The sequence below is a fragment of the Rathayibacter sp. KR2-224 genome (genome assembly GCF_049446075.1).
Taxonomy (GTDB): domain Bacteria; phylum Actinomycetota; class Actinomycetes; order Actinomycetales; family Microbacteriaceae; genus Humibacter.
The window spans coordinates 707,509-726,170 of record NZ_JBMSEB010000001.1 but is presented as its reverse complement, the minus strand read 5'-3'; the positions used below and the strand labels follow the sequence as shown (position 1 = coordinate 726,170).

Genomic DNA, 18,662 nt, shown 5'->3' with positions numbered 1-18,662 from the left:
GGAACGGATGCTGAACTTCCGTGTGTGTCTCGCCCACCATCGGTGCGGCGGCTGCGTGCCCCTTTTTCGAGCACCGGTTGCCTAGGGCGAAGTGCTCGCCGTGAACCGGACGAGAACGAGAATAGCTGGCCACGGCGGAGGCACGATCCTGGGTAGCCGTGGTGGACGGGCATCCAGCCGACCCGTGGTCTGCTCGTGCCACATCTGACAAGCTGAGTGAGAGCCTCGAGCGCGGGAGTGTGGATGTCTGACGGCGAAACCGATCGGAACGGACGGCTGGTGCTCATCCGGCACGGCGAGACGCCATGGAGCCGCGTCGGCAGGCACACCGGCGTTACCGACCTCACCCTCACTGAGCGCGGAGAGCAGCAGGCGCGCGACCAGGGATCCATGCTGAGAGGGCACCGGTTCGCCATGGTGCTGTGCAGCCCACGCGCTCGGTCAAGACGCACGTCTGCACTCGCCGGGTATGCGCATCCAACGCTCGACGACGACCTCGTCGAATGGGACTACGGCGGGTACGAGGGCATCACGACCCCGCAGATCGTGGCCTCACGCGGTGGTAAGCCGTGGGATCTCTGGCACGACGGCGTGATCCCGGGTGAAACACCCGGCGAGACCGCCGAGCAGGTGCAGACGCGAGCACAGCGGGTCATCGACAAATGCATCGAATGCCTGCAGAGCGGCGAGGATGTGCTGCTTGTCTCGCACGGCCACTTTCTGCGCATGCTCGCGGTGACGTGGGCCGGTCTGCCCGTGGAGGCAGGAGCGGTCATCCGGCTCGACACGGGAAGCGTCTGCGAGCTCGGCTACGAGCATGAGCGACAGGCCGTTCTGCGCTGGAACTGCCCGCCCGATCCTCGCACGGATTTCAGCTGATCGGTCTGAGATGCCGGTCGCGGTGGACGCTCGTCAACTGACCGCTCGATCGTCCTCGGCGTCGAACAGCGGCACGGTGAGCACCTGCTCGATGCGTCGTCGTACGACGGCCGGCATATCGACGGAGTCCGGGTCGAGCAGCCACTGCACCTGAAGGCCGTCCATCAGGGCGGTCAGTTCGATGGCGGTGTCGTCGACGTCGACGCCGTCGGCGAGATATCCGGCGTCTCTGGCGCGGCCAAGGGCCGTCGCCGTTCCCTTGCGGATGCGCTCGTATCGAGCGACGAAGTACTCGTGCGCCGGGTGCGTCGGGGCGCCGGCCTCGGCGGACAGAACCGCGTAGAGCCCGATGATGCCAGGTACGGCGGTGTTGTGCGTGGCCAGATCGACCATGCCGCGAAGGATGCCCAAACCGTCGGTTCCCGCCGATCCGTTACGTCTGAATCGCTCGAGGTCTTCCCGGTCACGGGTTTCGAGCACCGCCTCCAGCAGTGACTCCTTCGTTGGGAAATGGTGTGAGAGGCCCGCGCGTGAGATGTCGCATTCGGCCGCGATCTCGAGCATGGTCGCGCCGTGAAAGCCGACGCGTCCGAAGAGCGACGTGGCGACGGCGATGATCTTCTCGCGGCGCGCACGGCCGCTGGCGTAACCCTGTTCAACGGATGGCATCCCCATCATTCTGCCCTCGCATCGCGGCGGGCCGGCGTCCATTCGGTACAAAACCGGCACATTTGCAGAATTTGTTCATAAAACCGGCAGACATGCCGGTTTCTCGTGCTAGCGTGCGTGTGATCGGCGGAGCACTCCCGTCGTTCCGGCTCGCTCGATGACGACGGCCGGCGAACCCGATACCAAGGATCTGATTGACAATGACGTCCGAGAAATCGATCGACCCAGCACCTCCCATGACCGAGGGAACGTTCATCGCGGTTGCGGACGGGAGTGACGATCCGCCCGCTCCCATCAAGGGCGTGGGCCGGCTGCTGGGCTGGATAATCCCAGCGAACTTCGCGATCTTCCTCATCTGGGGTGCGGTGCCAGGCATCCTTCTGCCACAGCAGATCACCGTGCTCGATCCGGCGGCGAAGGTCGGCAACCTTGCGCTCGTCGCGACGATCGGCGCGTTCGCCGCGATGATCGCGCAGCCGATCGCCGGTCAGATATCGGACCGCACACGCTCGAGGTTCGGACGCCGCGCTCCCTGGATCGTGCTCGGTGCCCTTGCAGGTGGGCTGTCTCTCGTCGGCCTGGCTTTCGCCGGCTCGTTCTGGGGCATCCTGATCGCCTGGCTGCTCGTGCAGATCACGTACAACTTCGCCCAGGGACCGCTCAGTGCGGTGCTACCCGACCGGGTGCCCCTCAAGCGTCGCGGAACGTTCTCTGCGCTGTCCGGCATCGGACTGATGGTCGGTGCGCTCGGCGGGCAGATCATCGGCGCGTTGTTCTTCAACAGCATCGCGGTCGGCTACGTGGTCTTCGCCGTCTTCGCCCTCGTCGTGCTCACGCTGTTCTGCGTCTTCAACCCCGACTACCCGAGTGAGAAGGCGCCGCTGGAGCCGTTCAAGCTGGCCGACTTCCTGCGCACGTTCTGGGTGAATCCGGTCAAGTACCCGGACTTCTTCTGGGCCTTCACCGGTCGGTTGCTGCTCTACACGGGATACTTCGGGATCACCGGCTTCCAGCTGTTCATCCTCACCGACTACCTGCACGTGAAGGCGCCGCAGAACGTCATTCCGCTGCTGGGCATCGTGAGCATCCTCGGCACGGTGATCATGACGGTGGTGGCCGGCCCCCTTTCCGACCGGCTCGGCAGGCGGAAGCCGTTCGTGTTCGGCTCCTCGGTCCTCGTCGCCATCGCGCTCGTGCTGCCCTGGGTCTGGCCGTCGTTCACCGCATGGCTGGTCATGACGTTCATCATGGGCTTCGGCTTCGGCGCGTTCCAGGCCGTCGACACGGCTCTGATGAGCCAGGTGCTCCCCTCGGCGAAGTCGTTTGCGAAGGACCTCGGGGTGGTCAACATCGCCGCCACCCTGCCCCAGACGCTGGCCCCTGGCGTTGCCGGAGCCATCGTGCTCGCGTTCCACGGATATGCCGCGCTGTTCCCGGTCGGCATCGTTCTGAGCATCCTCGGGGCAGTGTGCGTCTGGTTCATCAAGTCCAGCAAATGACGAAGCAGCTCGAGCACAAGCAGTTCCAGGCACGAATCAAGGAGTGATGTGACCGACACCGAAACTCGCGTCGAGGCGCGGTTCCCCTACCAGGACCAGGCACTGTCGATCGACCAGCGGGTCGAAGACCTGCTGGCCCGCATGGAGCTCGCCGACAAGGCAGGCATGCTGTTCCACACGATGGTCTCGTTCGGCGATCCCGCGGCCGCCAACCCCACTTTCGGGCTGCCGTCCGCGGTGGCGATGGTGCGCAACCGGCGGATGAACCACTTCAACCTGCTCGGCGCCGCGCCAGGCGGACGGGAATTCGCTGCGTGGCACAACGCGATGCAGAGGCTCGCGCTCGAAGCCCCGCTCGGCATCCCGATCACCTTCTCCACGGATCCCCGCCACGCGTTCAACGACAATCCGCTCACCTCGATGCTGGCCGGTCCGTTCTCGCAGTGGCCAGAGACCCTCGGCTTCGCGGCGATCGGTTCGCCCGATCGCCTGGAGCGGTTCGCCGACATCGCCAGGCAGGAGTATCTGGCAGTGGGCCTGCGGGTTGCGCTGCATCCTCAGATCGATCTCGCGACCGAGCCGCGCTGGCCACGCGTCAGCGGAACCTTCGGAGAAGACGCCGACCTGACATCGCGTCTCGTCGTCGGGTACATCCGCGGCTTCCAGGGCGACGCGCTTGGATCCGACTCCGTGGCCACCATGGTGAAGCACTTCCCGGGCGGCGGCCCCCAGAAGGATGGCGAAGATCCACACTTCGAATGGGGTCGCGAACAGATCTATCCAGGTGGCGCACAGGACTACCACCTCAAGCCCTTCCTCGCGGCCATCGCAGCCGGCGCAAGCCAGATCATGCCCTACTACGGGATGCCGGTCGGCACCCAATGGGAGGAGGTCGGCTTCGGCTTCAACAAGAGCGTCATCACCGAGCTGCTGCGTGAGAAGCTCGGCTTCGACGGCATCGTCTGCACGGACTGGGGTCTGCTCACCGACGTCTCGATCATGGGCGCGGACATGCCGGCACGCGCGTGGGGCGTCGAGCAGCTGAGCAGGCCCGAGCGCATGGTGAAAGCTCTGGACGCCGGGATCGACCAGTTCGGCGGTGAGCTGTGCACGGACGTTCTGCTCGACCTGGTGGCGGAGGGGAGCGTCACCGAGGAACGGATGGACGTCTCGGTGCGGCGCCTGCTGCGCGAGAAGTTCCGCCTCGGACTCTTCGACTCGCCCTACGCGGACGAGGACCACGCAGAGGCCGTGGTCGGCAGGGCGGACTTCGTCGCTGAGGGCCTCGCCGCGCAAGGCGACTCGCTCACACTGCTCACCAACAGCGACTCGATGTTGCCGCTCACCAGGGGCATCAAGGTCTACGCGGAGGGAGTGCAGGCCGGCGAACTGGCCGAGTACGCAACGGTGGTCGCGTCGCCCGATGACGCGGACGCCGCGATCCTACGGGTCAAAGCGCCCTACGAGACGGGCCGTGGCGGATTCGCTGCGCTCTTCCACTCCGGATCGCTCGAGTTCCCCGCCGACGAGTTGGAACGCCTCACGGTGATCGCCCGCGCCGTCCCGACGGTCATCGACATCTACCTGGACCGGCCGGCGGTGCTCGGCGGACTCGAGACTGCGGCACGAGCGATCGTGGCCGACTACGGGGCATCGGATGCCGCCGTGCTGCCCGTGCTGTTCGGCGAGCGCTCCCCGCAGGGTTCGTTGCCCTTCGACCTGCCCAGATCGATGGATGCCGTGATCGCCAGCCGTTCGGACGTCGCGTTCGACACCGAAGACCCGGTGTTCCGGTTCGGCCATGGACTCCGCTACTGAGCCGTCAGTGCTTGGCTTGCGACTGATGCTCCTTCGCGGCCGCTATCGCCTCATGGAACGGCCTGCGGGGTGACATGGCTGCCGACGTCGAGGTGAGATCCCTGCGAGCCAGTGCGTTCGCCAACCATCCTGTCGCCAGACGAATTCGCCTGCTCATGCTCGGAATGGCCATGGCGTGGTATGCCTTGTCGACGACCCACGCCGGCCAGCCCCTGAGCTTGATCCCTTTGATCACGGCGGCGCCCTGGTGACGCCCGTAGCTCGCCAGCGTGCCGAGGGATTGGTGCCGGTACGGCAAGGCAGGCTCGTTCAGCTGCGCCCCGAGCAGGTTCTGCGCGAGGAGCTTCGCCTGCCGCAGCGCGTTCTGCGCATTGGGCGGGTAATAGCTGGGCTTTGAACCGGAATTGGGCTGTGGCACCTGCGCGTTGTCGCCGAGCGCCCACGCTCCTTTCACGACCGTGCCGTCGTCGCGCGTGACCTGGAGGCACTCGTTGGCCAGCACGTGGCCCTTCGGGCCGGTGGGAACGCCGAGCCGACCCAGCAGCGGGTTCGGTGTGACGCCCGCCGACCACACGATCGTGTCGGCAGGATGCCTGCTGCCGTCGCTGAGTTGCACTATGCCGTCTTCGCACGATTGCAGCTCGGTCTTCAGCAGCACGCGGATGCCGCGCTGCCTGAGCGTCTTCAGCGTCCACTGCGAGAGCTCCGGGCCGACCTCGACGGCGATGCGATCCGCGACCTCCACGAGGAGCCAGGTCATGTGCCTGCCGCGTAACGAGGGGAAGGCGGCGAACTCGTGGCGTGCCAGTTCATACAGTTCGGCGATCGCCTCCACGCCCGTGTAGCCGCCGCCGATGAAGACGAAGGTGAGTGCGCGTTCTCGTTCGGCGGCATCCCTCGTGGCTGCCGCGTACCGGATGCGATCGAGCACGTGGTTGCGCAGGAACACGGCTTCCTCGAGCGTGCCGAACCCCACCGCGTTGTCCTCCAACCCGGGAATGGGGAGGGCCTTCGTGATGGAGCCGAGAGCGAAGACGACATGGTCGTACGACAGCGGTCGCTCCACGCCGTCTTCGGCACGCACTACGGCCGTGTGCGCATCGAGATCGACCGCCAGCGCATCGCCAGGGATGATCCTGACGTGCTTAAGGGAGTCCTGAAGCGTCACGGTCGCGTCGCGCGGCTGCGTCTCTCCGCCGGCGACCTCGGGCAGCAGGGGTTTGTATGTGAGGTAGGGGAGCGGCTCGACGAGGGTGACGCGTACGCGCCCTGCTTTGACGCCGCCGCGGAGCCCGCGGGCGAGATTGAAGCCCGCGTAGCCGCCGCCAAGGATGAGGATGTGCTCCTGACTGGTCATGGTTCCGGCCTCCTTCTGACGGATGAACCTCGATCCCATTCGTACCTAGCGAATGGGGACACCTAACGGACGGGGACGGTGTCGGTCGACATCGGTTCGGTGGAGTTCGACGACGAGGCGATCGACATGGGGGCATCGCTCGTCGCAGCTTCTTCGGCGAGCAGGTGGAAGCCGCTGCGCACGAGCGCGAAGTGACTGAACGCCTGCGGCGTGTTGCCTAGCTGCCGATTGTGTTTCGTGTCCCATTCCTCGCTGAGCAGGCCGACGTCGTTGCGCAGCGTGAGGAGTCGTTCGAACAGCTGCCCGGCCTCGTCGCGGCGTCCGGCGCTGATGAGTGCGTCGACCATCCAGAACGAGCAGGCCAGAAAGACGCCCTCACCTCCTGGAAGGCCGTCATCGGCAGCCTGGGGGCGGTACCGGAGCACGAAGCCGTCTTCCGTGAGCTCGCGCTGGATCGCCTCGATCGTTCCGATCACCCTGGGGTCGTCGCCCGGGAGGAAGCCGACGCGCGGAATCTGCAGCAGCGCGGCATCCAATTCCGTGCTTCCGTACGACTGCACGAACGTGTTCCGCTGCGCGTCGTAGCCGTGTTTGAGGATGTCGGCCCGCACCTGCTCGCGCAACTGCTTCCAGCTGTCGACAGGACCGTTGAAGCCGTAGCGTTCAGCGGCACGCACCATGCGGTCCGCCGCCACCCACACCATGAGCTTCGAATGCGTGAAGTGCCTTCTTGGGCCCCTCATCTCCCAGAGTCCGTTGTCGGGTTCCTTCCAGATCTTGGCGGCATGGGCGATGAGCGCGCACTGCAGACTCCAGGATGCGTCCTTGCCGTTGTGCAGCGCGGCGCGCGTGAGAGCGAGGCCGTCGAGCACCTCGCCCCAGACGTCCAGTTGCAGCTGATCGGCCGCTGCATTGCCAACGCGAACCGGTTTCGAGTCGGCGTAGCCGGGCAGCCAGTCAAGGGTGTCTTCGGGAAGCCTTCGGCGCCCGTTCAAGCCGTACATGATCTGCAGTTTCGACGGATCGCCTGCGACGGCCCGCACGAGCCAGTCTCGCCACGCAGTCGCTTCGCTGGTGTAGCCCGCGGTCAGAAGAGACTGCAGGGCGAGCGTGGCGTCGCGAAGCCAGCAGTACCGGTAATCCCAGTTGCGCGGTCCCCCGAGCTGTTCGGGCAGCGACGTCGTGGCAGCCGCCACGATTCCGCCGGTCGGAACGTAGGTGAGGGCCTTCAACGTGATCAGCGACCGCTGAATCGCGTCGCGGTGCGGCCCATGTGCCCTGCTCGAGCGCGACCACTTCTTCCAGAACGCCTCCGTCGAGTCCAGGGTGTCGATGGCGTCGGCAGGCGTCGGCGCCGGCATGTGGCTCGGGTACCACGTCATGACGAACGGGATGCGTTCACCCTCGTCGATCGTGAACTCGCTCACGGTGCGCATGTCGCGACCGGCCAGCGGGGCCGGGCTGCTCACGAGCACGGCGTCCGGCCCCCCGATCGCGCGGATGCCTCGCTCGTTGCGGGTGACCCACGGCATGACGTGGCCGTAGTCGAACCGCAGGGCAAGGTTTGACTCCATGCGAACCGTGCCGCTCAGACCCTCGACGATGCGCACCAGATCGGCCGCCTCGTCACGCACCGGCATGAAGTCGGTCACCCGGACCCTGCCCGTGTCGGTGTCCCACTCGGTTTCGAGGATCAACGTGTCTGGCCGATACCTCCTGCTGGTGCACCGCGTCGCACCCGTCGGGGAGATGCGCCACATGCCGTTGTCTTCGGTGCCGAGCAGCTTCGCGAAGCATGCGGGCGAGTCGAATCGCGGCAGGCAGAGCCAGTCGATCGAACCGTCGACGCTCACGAGGGCTGCGGTGTGCAGGTCACCGACGATCGCATAGTCCTCGATGGCCGGCACGGTCACAGACCCACGCTCGACTGCATGATTCCGCCGTCGACGAAGACCGTCGTCGCCGTCACGTACCTCGCGGCATCCGATGCGAGGAAGAGCACGGCATCGCCGATCTCCGCAGGCTCGGCAACCTTTCCGAGCGGGATGGCTTGCTCGAGCTTCTTCTTCTGTTCCGGATCCTCGAGCGTCTCCGTGTTGATCGGGGTCGCCACCGCACCGGGTGCGACGTTCACGACGCGGATGTTCTGGGGGCCGAGCTCCACGCCTGCGGTGCGCGTGAGCATCCGCATGCCGCCCTTCGCGACGCAGTACGAGATGTTTCCCGGCATCGGCCAGTCCTCGTGAACCGACGACACGTTGACGATGACGCCACCACCGCCTTGTTCGACGAAGCGTTTGGCCGCGAGCTGCGTGCCGAAGAACGCGCTCTTCAGATCGATGGCGACCACGGCGTCGAAGCTCTCCTCGTCGGCCTCGAGCAGACTGTTCCGCTTCTCGATGCCGGCGTTGTTGACCATGATGTCCAGCCGCCCGAACTCGCGCACCGCAGAGTCGATCAGCATCTGGATGTCGCTCGGTTTCGACACATCGGCTTCGACTCCGATGGCCTTGCCACCGGCCGACGTGATGTCTTTGACCAGGTCGGCCGCATCGTCTGGGTGCGCCACATAGTCGATGACCACGCTTGCGCCCTCTTGTGCGAGGCGCTTGACGATGGCCTCGCCGATTCCGCTGTTGCCACCCGTGACGATGGCGACCTTGCTTTCGAGTTGCATCTCCGTCCCGTCCGATCACTTGTTGGATGTTCGCCATTGAACGCCTTTCAGGCGTGGCCGCAATCCTGTGCAGACGGGACGGAAGCGTGGTATTGCGACTCAGATGTCGTACGTGTCGCCCGGCTGCAGGTCGAGGAAACGGCCGCCGCCTTGTTCCGTCGCCCACTTGATGCGGGCATCCGACATCTGCTTGCCGATGACGGAGTTGACCATCTCGTGAGTGGAGAACGAGCGCTTCGGCTTCAGCCTGAGCACGTAGTCGATGAACTCGGATGCCTTCAGCCACGGCGCAGACGACGGCACCGCGAGCACCTCGATCTCGGGCAGATCGGGCGCCTCGAACGAGTCTCCCGGGTAGACCAGCACGTCGTCGACGATGACACCGACGTTGTCGACGATGGGAATGGAGGAGTGGATCTGTGCGTGCTTGCCGCCGAAGAAGCGCAGCGTGAACGGCGCTATCTCCACCGTTTCGCCGGGCCGAACGACCCGGACCGCGAAATCGGACGCGGCCTTCGCAACGCCTTCCGGACCGAGGATGACCGCCTCAGGGCTCTGATCGAGGATGCGCTTCAACTGCTCGGGAGTCCAATGGTCGGCGTGCTCGTGCGTGATGACGATCACGACGGTTCGCGTCGCCTCCGTGATCGGCGTGGTGAACGATCCGGGGTCGATGAACAGCCTGGAGCCGTCGTCTTCGAGAACCAGTGCCGCATGCTCGAGCTTGGTGAGTTTCATGGCTCCATTCTGGTCTCGTGGTTTTGCCGGTCGCGGCGGAGCGGCGAATTCAAGCTGCGGGGGCCTCGAGCGATTTGGGCGAGGGATCAGCCCTGTGGCATACTCGATGAGGTGCTTTTCGGCACCGATGGCCCCATCGTTTAGCGGCCTAGGACGTCGCCCTCTCACGGCGGTAACGCGGGTTCAAATCCCGCTGGGGTCACATCGGAAGCCCGGTCTCTTCATGCAAGAGGACCGGGCTTCCTGCATTTGCCGTGGTGCGCGCGCGGCATGCCCGCCGCTGACGACGAAATCCACGTAGCCTGCAGCACGTGCAGTCGCCGAACACGGCGACCGAGGGGAGAACGCGGTGGACGACAAGACGGTGGGCGAGCGGCCGGAGACCCGCGTCGCCTCGGCGCTGCCACGGGGCGTTCGCGTGGCCTCGGAGTGGGCGTGGCGACTGCTCGCGATCGTTGCGCTCGCCGGCGTCGGTGTCTACCTCGTCGGCGTGTTCCAAGACATCGTCGTGCCTCTGCTGGTGGCCATCCTCGTGACCGCCCTCGTGGCTCCCACCGTCGGGAACCTGCGTAAGCACCATTGGCCGAAGTGGCTGGCCATCGTGGTGTGCCTTGTGGTGCTCGCGGCCGTCGTCGGGGGCCTTGTTCTGCTGGTTGTGTGGCAGGTTCGTGTCGGGCTGCCGCAGCTGGAGAGGGAGTGGACCTCGGCGTACGACAGGGTCAGGGATGCCCTCCGCCAGCCGCCGTTCAGCATCAGCGACCACCAGCTGGCCGGCTACGTCTCCCAGCTCGGAGCTCTGCTCCAGAAGGACTCGGCGACTATTCTCGGCGGCGCTCTGAAGGTGGGCACGGCAACCGGTCATGTGCTCACCGGCACCCTGATCGCGCTGTTCGCAACGATCTTCATGCTCATCGACGGCGGCGGCATCTGGCGCTGGATCGTGCGCCTCTTCCCTAAGCCTGCGGCGCCCGGGCTCGACGCGGCGGCCACTGCCGGGTGGCGCACCCTGACCAGCTTCGTGCGCGTGCAGATCCTGGTCGCGCTCGTGAACGGCATCGGGATCGGACTCGTCGCGTTCTTCCTCGGGTTGCCGCTCGCCGTGCCGATCGCGGTGATCGTGCTGCTGGCATCCTTCATCCCGGTGATCGGTGCCATCGTCTCGGGAATCGTCGCCGTGGCGATCGCCCTGATCTTCGCCGGCCCGCTGCAGGCGATCGTCATGCTGGCCGGCGTGCTCGGCGTTCATCTGCTCGAGGCGCACGTCATGCAGCCCCTCTTGGTGGGAGGCGCGGTGAAGGTGCATCCGCTCGCCGTGGTGGTGGGCGTGGCCGCGGGAACAGGTCTGGCGGGCGTTCCGGGGGCGTTGTTCGCCGTTCCGTTCCTCGCCGTGGCCAACGCGATGATCACCGCCATGCTGCACTCTCGTAGCGCGCCGGCGGCGGTCGACGAGCACGGCGATATCGAGGGCGCTCCGGCCCACGAGACCGAGCTCACCGAGCCGCCGAACGACGTGGACGCCTGAGCCAGCGCCCCTCTCCTCAGCGTTTCGGGCCGGTCAGCGTGACGGGCGGTACGAGTTCGGCGACGCGTTCGCGCACCCACCACACGTGGTCGCGTCGGAGCTCGCTCCAGGTGGAGAAGCGGTAGAGGTACATCGTGGCTCGCACCATCGCCGGCCGCTCTTTTCCGAACGGAGCGCTGCGAAGCATCCGCAGTGTTGCCGGGTCGGCCTCGAGCAGCTTCTGCAGCAGCGGATAGAACCAGCTCTCGCCGCGAGCTCCGAGAGCGAGGAACCACATCAGCCAATCGAGCCGCAGATGATATGGCGCGAACTGCCGCGGCCAGCGATGCGGGTCGCCGGGCTTGCCTTTGAACTCGTACTCGCGCCAGACCGCCGTGGAGGCATCCGTGGAATCGGTCGCCTCGATGACGACCTCGTAGCGCTCCGTGGTCACGGAGCCGAACGCACCGTACGCGTTCACGAGGTGCCATCTGTTGAAGCTCGCGTTCATGAGCTGATGCCGCGAGAACAGATTCCTCAGCGGTTGCCAGCTGAGCGCGAGGAGCAGCAGGCCCACAACGCAGATGACGACGAAGAACCAGATCGGCGTCACAAGGTGATCGGTGTGCGCCGGCATCGCGGGAATAACGAAGTGTGCGACGGGGTCCGAGACGGCCGCGAACGCCAGGACCACGGTCAGCACGTTGAGCCAGGCGAAGTTGCCGGATGCCACGAGCCACAGCTGCGTGAGAATCACGATCGCCGCCGCGATGCTCGCCACGGGCTGAGGCGCGAACAGGAAGAACGGCACGACGAGCTGTGCGAAGTGGTTGCCGAGCACCTCGACGCGATGCGCCCAGCGCGGCAGATGGTGGAAGAACCAGCTGAGGGGCCCAGGCATGGGCTGCGTCTCGTGGTGGTAGAACAGCGCAGTGAGGTCGCGCCACGACCTGTCGCCGCGGAGCTTGATCATGCCTGCGCCGAACTCGAGCCGGAACACGAGCCAGCGGAAGAACACGATCATCACGACGGGCGGCGCCTGGTCGTTCGAACCGAGGAACGCGGCCGCGAATCCGGACTCGAGCAGAAGGCTCTCCCACCCGAACGAGTAGAACGTCTGTCCGATGTCGACGATGGAGAGATACGCCGGCCAGCAGAGCAGGAACGCGATCATGGTGGCCCATGAGGGAGCCAGCTGGGGCAGACCGGCGACGAGGGATGCCGACAGGAGCGCGCCTGCACCCGCCACCGTAAGCAGCAGGCGATCCGAATACCGCCGACGGAACAGCGTGGGCGAAAGCCGGTCGCCCATCCGGCGGATGAACGTGGGTGCCGGCTGAAGACCGTGTTCGCCCAGGAGCACGGGGAACTGTGCCATGGTCGACAGGAACGCGACCAGGTAGACGGCGGCGATGCCCCGTTCGAGCACCTGCCGCGCGCACTCATACTCCGTGGCGTCGAACCAACCCATACGCGACTACGTTATGCCGCCTCCGGAAACGCGCTACGGGTTGCACAAAGCGGGCTTCCTTCGCCTCGCCCCACCCTTCGTCGGCTAGGCTTGACGGTGCGAGGGGGAGTATCCCAGCGGCCGCCGAGCGGTCGTGCGCACGGTCGTCATCACGAGCATCCAGCATCATCGAAGGCTCCGGTCGTGCAGCGCAACATGCGCGGGAGAGACTCTCGTCGCGAGGCGTACCCGCTTCGTGACGAGACCTCCGAAAGCGATTCATGACCGCTCTTCCGACCTGGTTCGAGATCACGTCCATAGTCGTGCTCTGCCTGATCCTCGCCGCCGACCTTCTGCTCGCCGTGAAGCGGCCACACGTTCCCAAGCCCGCCGAGGCGGGCATCTGGATCGCCTTCTACTCGATGCTCGCTGTGCTGTTCGCCCTGCTGCTGTTCTGGATGGGCGACGCCGAGCACGGCGGCCAGTTCCTGGCGGGCTGGCTCACGGAGTACAGCCTGAGCATCGACAACCTCTTCGTGTTCATCGTGATCATGGGTCGGTTCGCCGTCCCTCAGCGCTACCAGCAGGAAGCGCTGATGGTGGGCATCCTGATCGCCCTGGTTCTGCGCGGCGTCTTCATCCTGGTCGGCGCCGGTCTCATCGACAGCTTCAGCTGGATCTTCTACCTCTTCGGTGCGTTCCTGCTCTACACCGCGTACACCCAGGCATTCGGGCACCCCGAACAAGAGGACGGAACCGATACCCGCTTCGTGCGGTTCGCGCGCAAGCACCTGCGCGTTCACGACGCGTTCGACGGTGCCAAGGTGCGCACGACGGTGCGCGGCAAGCGGATGTTCACGCCCATGATCCTCGTGTTCCTGGCCCTGGGCACGACGGACCTGCTGTTCGCCCTCGATTCCATTCCCGCGATCTTCGGCATCACGACGAGCCCGTTCCTGGTGTTCGCTGCGAACATCTTTGCTCTGATGGGCCTGCGCCAGCTCTATTTCCTGCTCGGTCACCTCGTCGAACGGCTCGTGTACCTCAAGTACGGAATCGCGGCCATCCTCGTCTTCATCGGCGTCAAGCTCGTGCTGCACGCCCTGCACGAGAACGAGGTGCCGTTCATCAACGGAGGCCACCACGTGGAGTGGGCACCGGAGATCGGCACGTGGACGTCCCTGGCATTCATCGCACTCGCGATGGTTGTCGCTACCATGGCAAGTCTGATCAGAATGTGGGTGGACCACAGAAGCGGACGCCTAGCCGACGCGCCCGTGCCCCTTGTGACTTCCCCAGAAGATCGGTCGGGCGCACGCGTGACGTCCGACACGAGCTACCCCGTCGTCGCGGACGGAGACGATGCCGCGACGGTCAACAGGAGAACTGGGCAGGAGAACCCGATCGGTGAAGCTGACGCTGGCGGTGAGCGCCCGCACTGACGCCGGTGCGGTGCGCGCGGTCAACGAGGATGCCGTGCTCGCGCGAGACCCACTGTTCGTGGTGGCCGACGGCATGGGCGGCCACGCTCGGGGCGACCTCGCCAGCACGTCGGCTGTGCGTGTGATGGCCGAGCGCATCCCCGCCGGCGCCGAGGTCACGCCGAGCGACGTGCTCGACGCGATCGCCGCAGCGAACGAGGCGGTCCGGGCGCTGTCCAGTGCGGAGGACTCCGGTGTGTCCGTCGCCGGGACGACGCTCGCGGGTGTCGTCGCCGTGAAGGGGAGCGGAGGCGGCGCTCGCTACTGGATGATCGTCAACATCGGAGACTCTCGCGTGTACAGCTGGGATGGCGCGAGACTGACCCAGCTCAGCGTCGACCACTCCGCGGTTCAGGAGCTTCTCGACGCCGGGGCCATCAGCCCGGCCGAGGCCGGACTGCACCCGGAGCGAAACGTCATCACCCGCGCGCTCGGGGCATCCGACGACGTCGATGTCGACGTGTGGATGCTCCCTGCCGGGGGAGAGCAGACCTTCCTGATCTGCTCAGACGGGCTCAGCAAGGAACTCGCTGATGACCAGATCGCGGCCATCCTGCGCGAGCACCCCAACGACGAGCGCCTCGCCGACGTGCTCGCGGACGCGGCCATCGCCGCCGGCGGTCGAGACAACGTGACTGCCCTGATCGTCTCATCCTGGCCCGCGGCGCAGGAAGCCGAGCAGGATACCGTTGATCGACTCGAACACCGGCAATACCTCGAGGACACCCGCCCGCGGGTATGACTTCGGGGCCCGACCACACGTCCCGTCACAGAACCTGACCGAAGGATGCGCAACGTGCTGACAGCCGAACTCACGGCCCCCGGCGGCTGGCTCGCCGCCGTGATCCCCGGGCGTCTCGCGGTTGTACAACAGCCTCAGCAGGATGCCGCGTTCGCGTCCCGGCTGTGGGGCGCGCTGGCTGGAGACGACGGTCTGCGCGGCGTGCTCGATCAACTCGCCGGAAAGGGCCTGGCCGCCACTCCGGCGTTCGTGCTTGTCGAATGGGACGCAGAGGGCCGCTCATCCGACGCCAGATTCATCGTCCGCGGCGAGGCGGGCATCGCCATCGACTCGGAGGCGGGCCGCGAAGACCTCTCCGCCCGAGGCGTGTCGACCTGGGTGGAGCGTCCGGTCGGGGGCGTTCTCGGATTCCGCATCGAGTGCCGGCCGGGCACGCGGGGAACCGCTCTGCCTCTCGTTGCAGGCTGCGCCTGGGTGGAGGCGCTCTCGTTCGGCTCCTCCGCCGGTGACTTCACCAGCCTGCCGAACGAGGTCGCCGCTCCCATCGTCGACGATTTCGACCGTACGATCGCCGACCTTGAGGGCACCATTGGTGGCCTTGCCCCCGACGACGCACCTTCGATAGCGGCAGAAGCCGCAGCGGGCAGCTACGACCGCGCTACCCGTGATCCTGATCTGGACGTGCCGCACGAGACCACGGGCTACGACCACTTGTTCGGCGCAACGCTCATGCGTCCCGTCGAAGAGGCGGCTGCGCGGCCCGTGCAGGAGGACGCCGAGGCAGACCAGTCAGCGGGCATCGCGATCCCGCCAGCGCCGCTCGCCGGCCCGCAGTCGCTTGGCGATCACGATGGACTCACCGTGCTGAGCGGCGACCTGCGCGCGTTGCGCGAGTCGACGGCATCCGAGAACGTCGAGAACGTCCCTGGAGCCTCAGAACACGTCGTGGGCGCGGACGAAGAACCCGGCTTCACGTTGCAGCTCCCGGACGGTCGTTCCGAGCCGATCGACGGCATGGTCGTCGTAGGCCGGGCCCCGAGCGTCAGCAAGATGGGAGGAGGGCGCATCCCGCGCCTCGTCACCGTCGACAGCCTCGAGCACGACATCTCGCGCAATCACGTGCAGCTGACCGTCGAGGGCGGCACGGTCGTGGTGACCGATCTGCACTCCCGCAACGGCACCCTCATCGCGCTTCCCGGAAAGTCACCGCAGAAGCTGCGAGCGGGTGAACCGACCTCCGTGATCGCCGGAACCGTCATCGACCTCGGCAGCGGAGTCACTCTGGGCGTCGCGCAGGCATGACGAGGCGCGCCCCGTCTGAGGCACCCGAGCTGCCCGGGTACGCGTTCGAGCGCCTGCTCGGCTCTGGCGGCTTCTCGGATGTGTTCCTCTACGAGCAGAAGCTTCCGCGGCGCAAGGTCGCGGTGAAGGTCCTGCTGACCGACCAGCTCGACCAGCAGTCGCGCACGCACTTCGTGTCGGAGGCGAACGTGATGGCGCAGTTGTCGGCCCATCCGTACATCGTCACGATCTACCACGCCGACGTCTCGGCCGACGACCGGCCTTACTTCGTCATGGAGTACTGCTCGGGGCCGTCGCTCTCCGAACGGTACAAGCGCGAGCGCTTCGAGGTGGCGGACGCCCTGCGCATCGGCGTGCGAGTGGCGAGCGCCGTCGCAACGGCGCACGCAGCAGGCATCCTGCACCGCGATATCAAGCCCGGGAACGTGCTTACCAACGATTTCGGCTGGCCTGCGTTGACCGACTTCGGCATCTCGTCGACCCTCGAAGACGAGCTGCCGATTCACACGACGACCACGCTGTCGAGACTGCCCTCCGCGGGCAGCGCCGACACGACCAGCAAGCAGTCGGTCGGGCTCTCGGTTCCGTGGTCGCCGCCCGAGATGTTCGAAGACGACCCCAAACCTGACGTGCGCAGCGATGTCTTCTCGCTCGCGGCGACCATCTACACGCTCCTGGCCGGGCACACGCCCTTCGAGATCCCTGGCAGGCCCAATGGGACGCTCGATCTCATCGGCCGCATCGAGCGGGGAGCGATTGCCCCGCTGAACAGGCCGGATGCCCCGCGCACGCTGGTCGCGGTGCTCGCCAAGGGAATGGCATCGCGTCGCGAAGACCGCTTCGACTCGGCCGTCGACTTCGCTCGGGCGCTGCAGCGCGTGGAGCTCGAGCTGGGGTACACCCCCACCGGCATCGAGGTGCCCAACCTCGCCATCGCATCCTCGCGGCAAGCTTCTGCACCCGGCGCCGATTCGGAGGACGAGACACGGGTGCGTCAGGTCGCAACGATCGTTGCGCAACCGCCGGATGCTCGCCCCCACGCCGCACCGCCCTCGACCGGGCAGCAGCCGGCGCAGGCCGAGGCCGAAGCAGCGGCGGTGAACGCAGACGCCACGCGCCTGCGCGACATACCCGCCGTGGAGGCGCAGCGGGTGGCCGCGCGCGACGAAGTCGGCGAGAAGCACGACGACGAGAGCGCGAGCATCCTCGGCCGGGATCGCACCGTGATCCGTCGTGCGCCCATACGGCAAGCGCCCGCCGGCCCGGAGGACCAGACCCCTGAGTCGCACGCTGTCGCCGACGCCGAGCGGCCGGAGGCCCAGCGGGCGGTAAGAGGACACTCGGGAGAGGTGGCCGACGACCACGAGCGGAGCAGTGCGTCGCGACGGCGCGGCGTCATCGCCGCCGGCGTCGCTGCTGCCTGCGTGCTCGTGCTCGCAGGCGGAATTACGGCAGCGGCGCTCCTGATCCCGCACGGTGGCGCGTCCCCATCGACGACGGATGCTCCGGGCAGCGATGACGGACAGATCGCCGTCTCCTCGGTTCCCGATCCCACGGAAGCGTCGGCAGTGCGGAGCACGGACGGGACGACCGTGACCTTCACCTGGAAGAACCCCAAGCCTAAGACGGGCGACTCCTACCAGTGGCAGCAGGAGGGAACCACGCAGGGACCGACGCAATCGGATCAGCCGAAAGCGGTCGTCGCGGGTCTCACTCCGGGTTCGAGCGTGTGCATCGACGTCGCCATCGTTCGCGGCGGGCGCACGTCGCCCAACCCGTTGAAGGCGTGTTCGCCGTGAAGCCGCTGACCATCGACTTCTGCGGGGAGGAGTACCGCGTCGAGAGCCCGGGAGACTTCTCCATCGGACGCGAGTCGGATCTGTCCCTCGACGACAACCCGTACCTTCATCGCCGTTTTCTCCGTGTGTTCGACGAGCACGGCATGTGGTGGCTCGCGAACGTCGGAACGTTGCTCACGGCCACCGTCACCGACGGCACGGGGGCCGTGCAGGCGTGGCTCTCTCCCGGTGCGCGCTTGCCCATCGTGTTCGAGACCATGCATGTCATGTTCAGCGCCGGTCCGACCACCTACGACTTCACCGTGCGCAACGCGGACGACGTCTTCACCACCTCCCGCGTCCTGCAGGAGTCGGGCGGCTCGACGACCATCCTGCCCGTCACGCTGACCACGAGCCAACGACAGCTCATCGTCGCTCTCGCCGAGGGCGTGCTGCGGCAGCAGATCCCGGGCAGAGCCGAGGTGCCCACCTCTGCGGATGCCGCCGCTCGCCTCGGCTGGTCGCTCACCACCTTCAACCGCAAGCTCGACAACGTGTGCGACAAGCTCGACAAGCTCGGTGTCGCGGGGCTCCGCGGCGGGGCCGGCAAGTTGGCGACCAGCAGGCGCACGCGGCTCGTGGAGTACGCGGTGGCGACGCATCTGGTGGGGCAGGAGGACCTTTCGCTGCTCGAGCGCGACCAGGCATCCGAGCCGCTGCAGCAGTAGTTTCTCCCCGTAAACAGGGGTGTGCTAGCTTGTACGCGGCTTG

Annotated in this window: 15 protein-coding genes and 1 tRNA gene; 10 read left to right on the top strand and 6 right to left on the bottom strand. The window is 66.5% G+C overall.

Annotation, left to right across the window (positions count from 1 at the left end; translation table 11 throughout):
* Positions 1 to 243 precede the first annotated feature (243 nt).
* On the top strand, positions 244 to 879 hold the full coding sequence (locus ACO2Q7_RS03405) for a histidine phosphatase family protein (protein ID WP_423354223.1): 636 nt from the start codon (positions 244 to 246) through the stop codon (positions 877 to 879).
* 33 nt (positions 880 to 912) lie between these two features.
* Here ACO2Q7_RS03405 and ACO2Q7_RS03400 read toward each other — a convergent pair whose 3' ends face one another.
* The gene (locus tag ACO2Q7_RS03400) at positions 913 to 1,548 is read right to left on the bottom strand and encodes a TetR/AcrR family transcriptional regulator (RefSeq protein ID WP_423354222.1); all 636 of its coding nucleotides are present in this window, start codon (positions 1,546 to 1,548) and stop codon (positions 913 to 915) included.
* A 200-nt stretch (positions 1,549 to 1,748) separates the two neighbouring features.
* On the opposite strand from ACO2Q7_RS03400, the gene ACO2Q7_RS03395 reads away from it, so the two are divergent.
* Both ACO2Q7_RS03395 and ACO2Q7_RS03390 read left to right on the top strand, forming a co-directional pair.
* A complete protein-coding gene (locus ACO2Q7_RS03395) occupies positions 1,749 to 3,047 on the top strand; it encodes an MFS transporter (protein WP_423354221.1) in 1,299 nt (432 codons plus the stop codon).
* Positions 3,048 to 3,095: 48 nt separating this feature from the next.
* A complete protein-coding gene (locus tag ACO2Q7_RS03390) occupies positions 3,096 to 4,865 on the top strand; it encodes a glycoside hydrolase family 3 protein (protein ID WP_423354220.1) in 1,770 nt (589 codons plus the stop codon).
* Between the two features lie 4 nt (positions 4,866 to 4,869).
* Here the strand turns inward: ACO2Q7_RS03390 and ACO2Q7_RS03385 are convergent, their stop codons facing one another.
* The 4 genes from ACO2Q7_RS03385 to ACO2Q7_RS03370 all read right to left on the bottom strand — a co-directional run bounded on the left by ACO2Q7_RS03385 (position 4,870) and on the right by ACO2Q7_RS03370 (position 9,637).
* Positions 4,870 to 6,222, bottom strand: coding sequence for an NAD(P)/FAD-dependent oxidoreductase (locus ACO2Q7_RS03385; protein ID WP_423354219.1), 1,353 nt, complete (start codon positions 6,220 to 6,222; stop codon positions 4,870 to 4,872).
* 62 nt (positions 6,223 to 6,284) lie between these two features.
* The gene (locus ACO2Q7_RS03380; RefSeq protein WP_423355950.1) at positions 6,285 to 8,129 is read right to left on the bottom strand and encodes a glycoside hydrolase family 15 protein; all 1,845 of its coding nucleotides are present in this window, start codon (positions 8,127 to 8,129) and stop codon (positions 6,285 to 6,287) included.
* A 2-nt stretch (positions 8,130 to 8,131) separates the two neighbouring features.
* Positions 8,132 to 8,899 carry a glucose 1-dehydrogenase gene (locus tag ACO2Q7_RS03375; protein ID WP_423354218.1) on the bottom strand — a complete coding sequence of 256 codons (768 nt, stop codon included), beginning with the start codon at positions 8,897 to 8,899 and terminating at the stop codon, positions 8,132 to 8,134.
* 99 nt (positions 8,900 to 8,998) lie between these two features.
* Positions 8,999 to 9,637, bottom strand: a complete 639-nt coding sequence (locus ACO2Q7_RS03370; protein WP_423354217.1) for an MBL fold metallo-hydrolase — start codon at positions 9,635 to 9,637, stop codon at positions 8,999 to 9,001.
* A 129-nt stretch (positions 9,638 to 9,766) separates the two neighbouring features.
* Between ACO2Q7_RS03370 and ACO2Q7_RS03365 the strand changes: the two genes are divergently transcribed.
* Together ACO2Q7_RS03365 and ACO2Q7_RS03360 are read left to right on the top strand one after the other, a co-directional pair.
* Positions 9,767 to 9,839: transfer RNA gene (locus ACO2Q7_RS03365), tRNA-Glu, on the top strand.
* A 147-nt stretch (positions 9,840 to 9,986) separates the two neighbouring features.
* Positions 9,987 to 11,159: an AI-2E family transporter gene (locus ACO2Q7_RS03360; RefSeq protein ID WP_423354216.1), complete on the top strand. Its 1,173-nt coding sequence runs from the start codon at positions 9,987 to 9,989 to the stop codon at positions 11,157 to 11,159.
* A 16-nt stretch (positions 11,160 to 11,175) separates the two neighbouring features.
* Here ACO2Q7_RS03360 and ACO2Q7_RS03355 read toward each other — a convergent pair whose 3' ends face one another.
* Positions 11,176 to 12,609, bottom strand: a complete 1,434-nt coding sequence (locus tag ACO2Q7_RS03355; protein WP_423354215.1) for a lipase maturation factor family protein — start codon at positions 12,607 to 12,609, stop codon at positions 11,176 to 11,178.
* Positions 12,610 to 12,869: 260 nt separating this feature from the next.
* Between ACO2Q7_RS03355 and ACO2Q7_RS03350 the strand changes: the two genes are divergently transcribed.
* From ACO2Q7_RS03350 to ACO2Q7_RS03330, 5 genes are read left to right on the top strand one after another with little or no spacing between them, the layout of a single operon-like run.
* Positions 12,870 to 14,030, top strand: a complete 1,161-nt coding sequence (locus ACO2Q7_RS03350; protein WP_423354214.1) for a TerC/Alx family metal homeostasis membrane protein — start codon at positions 12,870 to 12,872, stop codon at positions 14,028 to 14,030.
* Positions 13,996 to 14,811, top strand: coding sequence for a PP2C family protein-serine/threonine phosphatase (locus tag ACO2Q7_RS03345; RefSeq protein WP_423354213.1), 816 nt, complete (start codon positions 13,996 to 13,998; stop codon positions 14,809 to 14,811). Before ACO2Q7_RS03350 ends, ACO2Q7_RS03345 begins: the two co-directional genes overlap by 35 nt.
* A gap of 54 nt (positions 14,812 to 14,865) precedes the next feature.
* Positions 14,866 to 16,113: an FHA domain-containing protein gene (locus tag ACO2Q7_RS03340; RefSeq protein ID WP_423354212.1), complete on the top strand. Its 1,248-nt coding sequence runs from the start codon at positions 14,866 to 14,868 to the stop codon at positions 16,111 to 16,113.
* Positions 16,110 to 17,912, top strand: a complete 1,803-nt coding sequence (locus tag ACO2Q7_RS03335) for a protein kinase domain-containing protein (RefSeq protein ID WP_423354211.1) — start codon at positions 16,110 to 16,112, stop codon at positions 17,910 to 17,912. The genes ACO2Q7_RS03340 and ACO2Q7_RS03335 overlap by 4 nt, the downstream gene beginning before the upstream one ends.
* Complete coding sequence (locus ACO2Q7_RS03330) at positions 17,909 to 18,619, top strand: hypothetical protein (RefSeq protein ID WP_423354210.1); 711 nt, start codon at positions 17,909 to 17,911, stop codon at positions 18,617 to 18,619. The genes ACO2Q7_RS03335 and ACO2Q7_RS03330 overlap by 4 nt, the downstream gene beginning before the upstream one ends.
* The last annotated feature ends 43 nt before the right edge of the window (positions 18,620 to 18,662 follow it).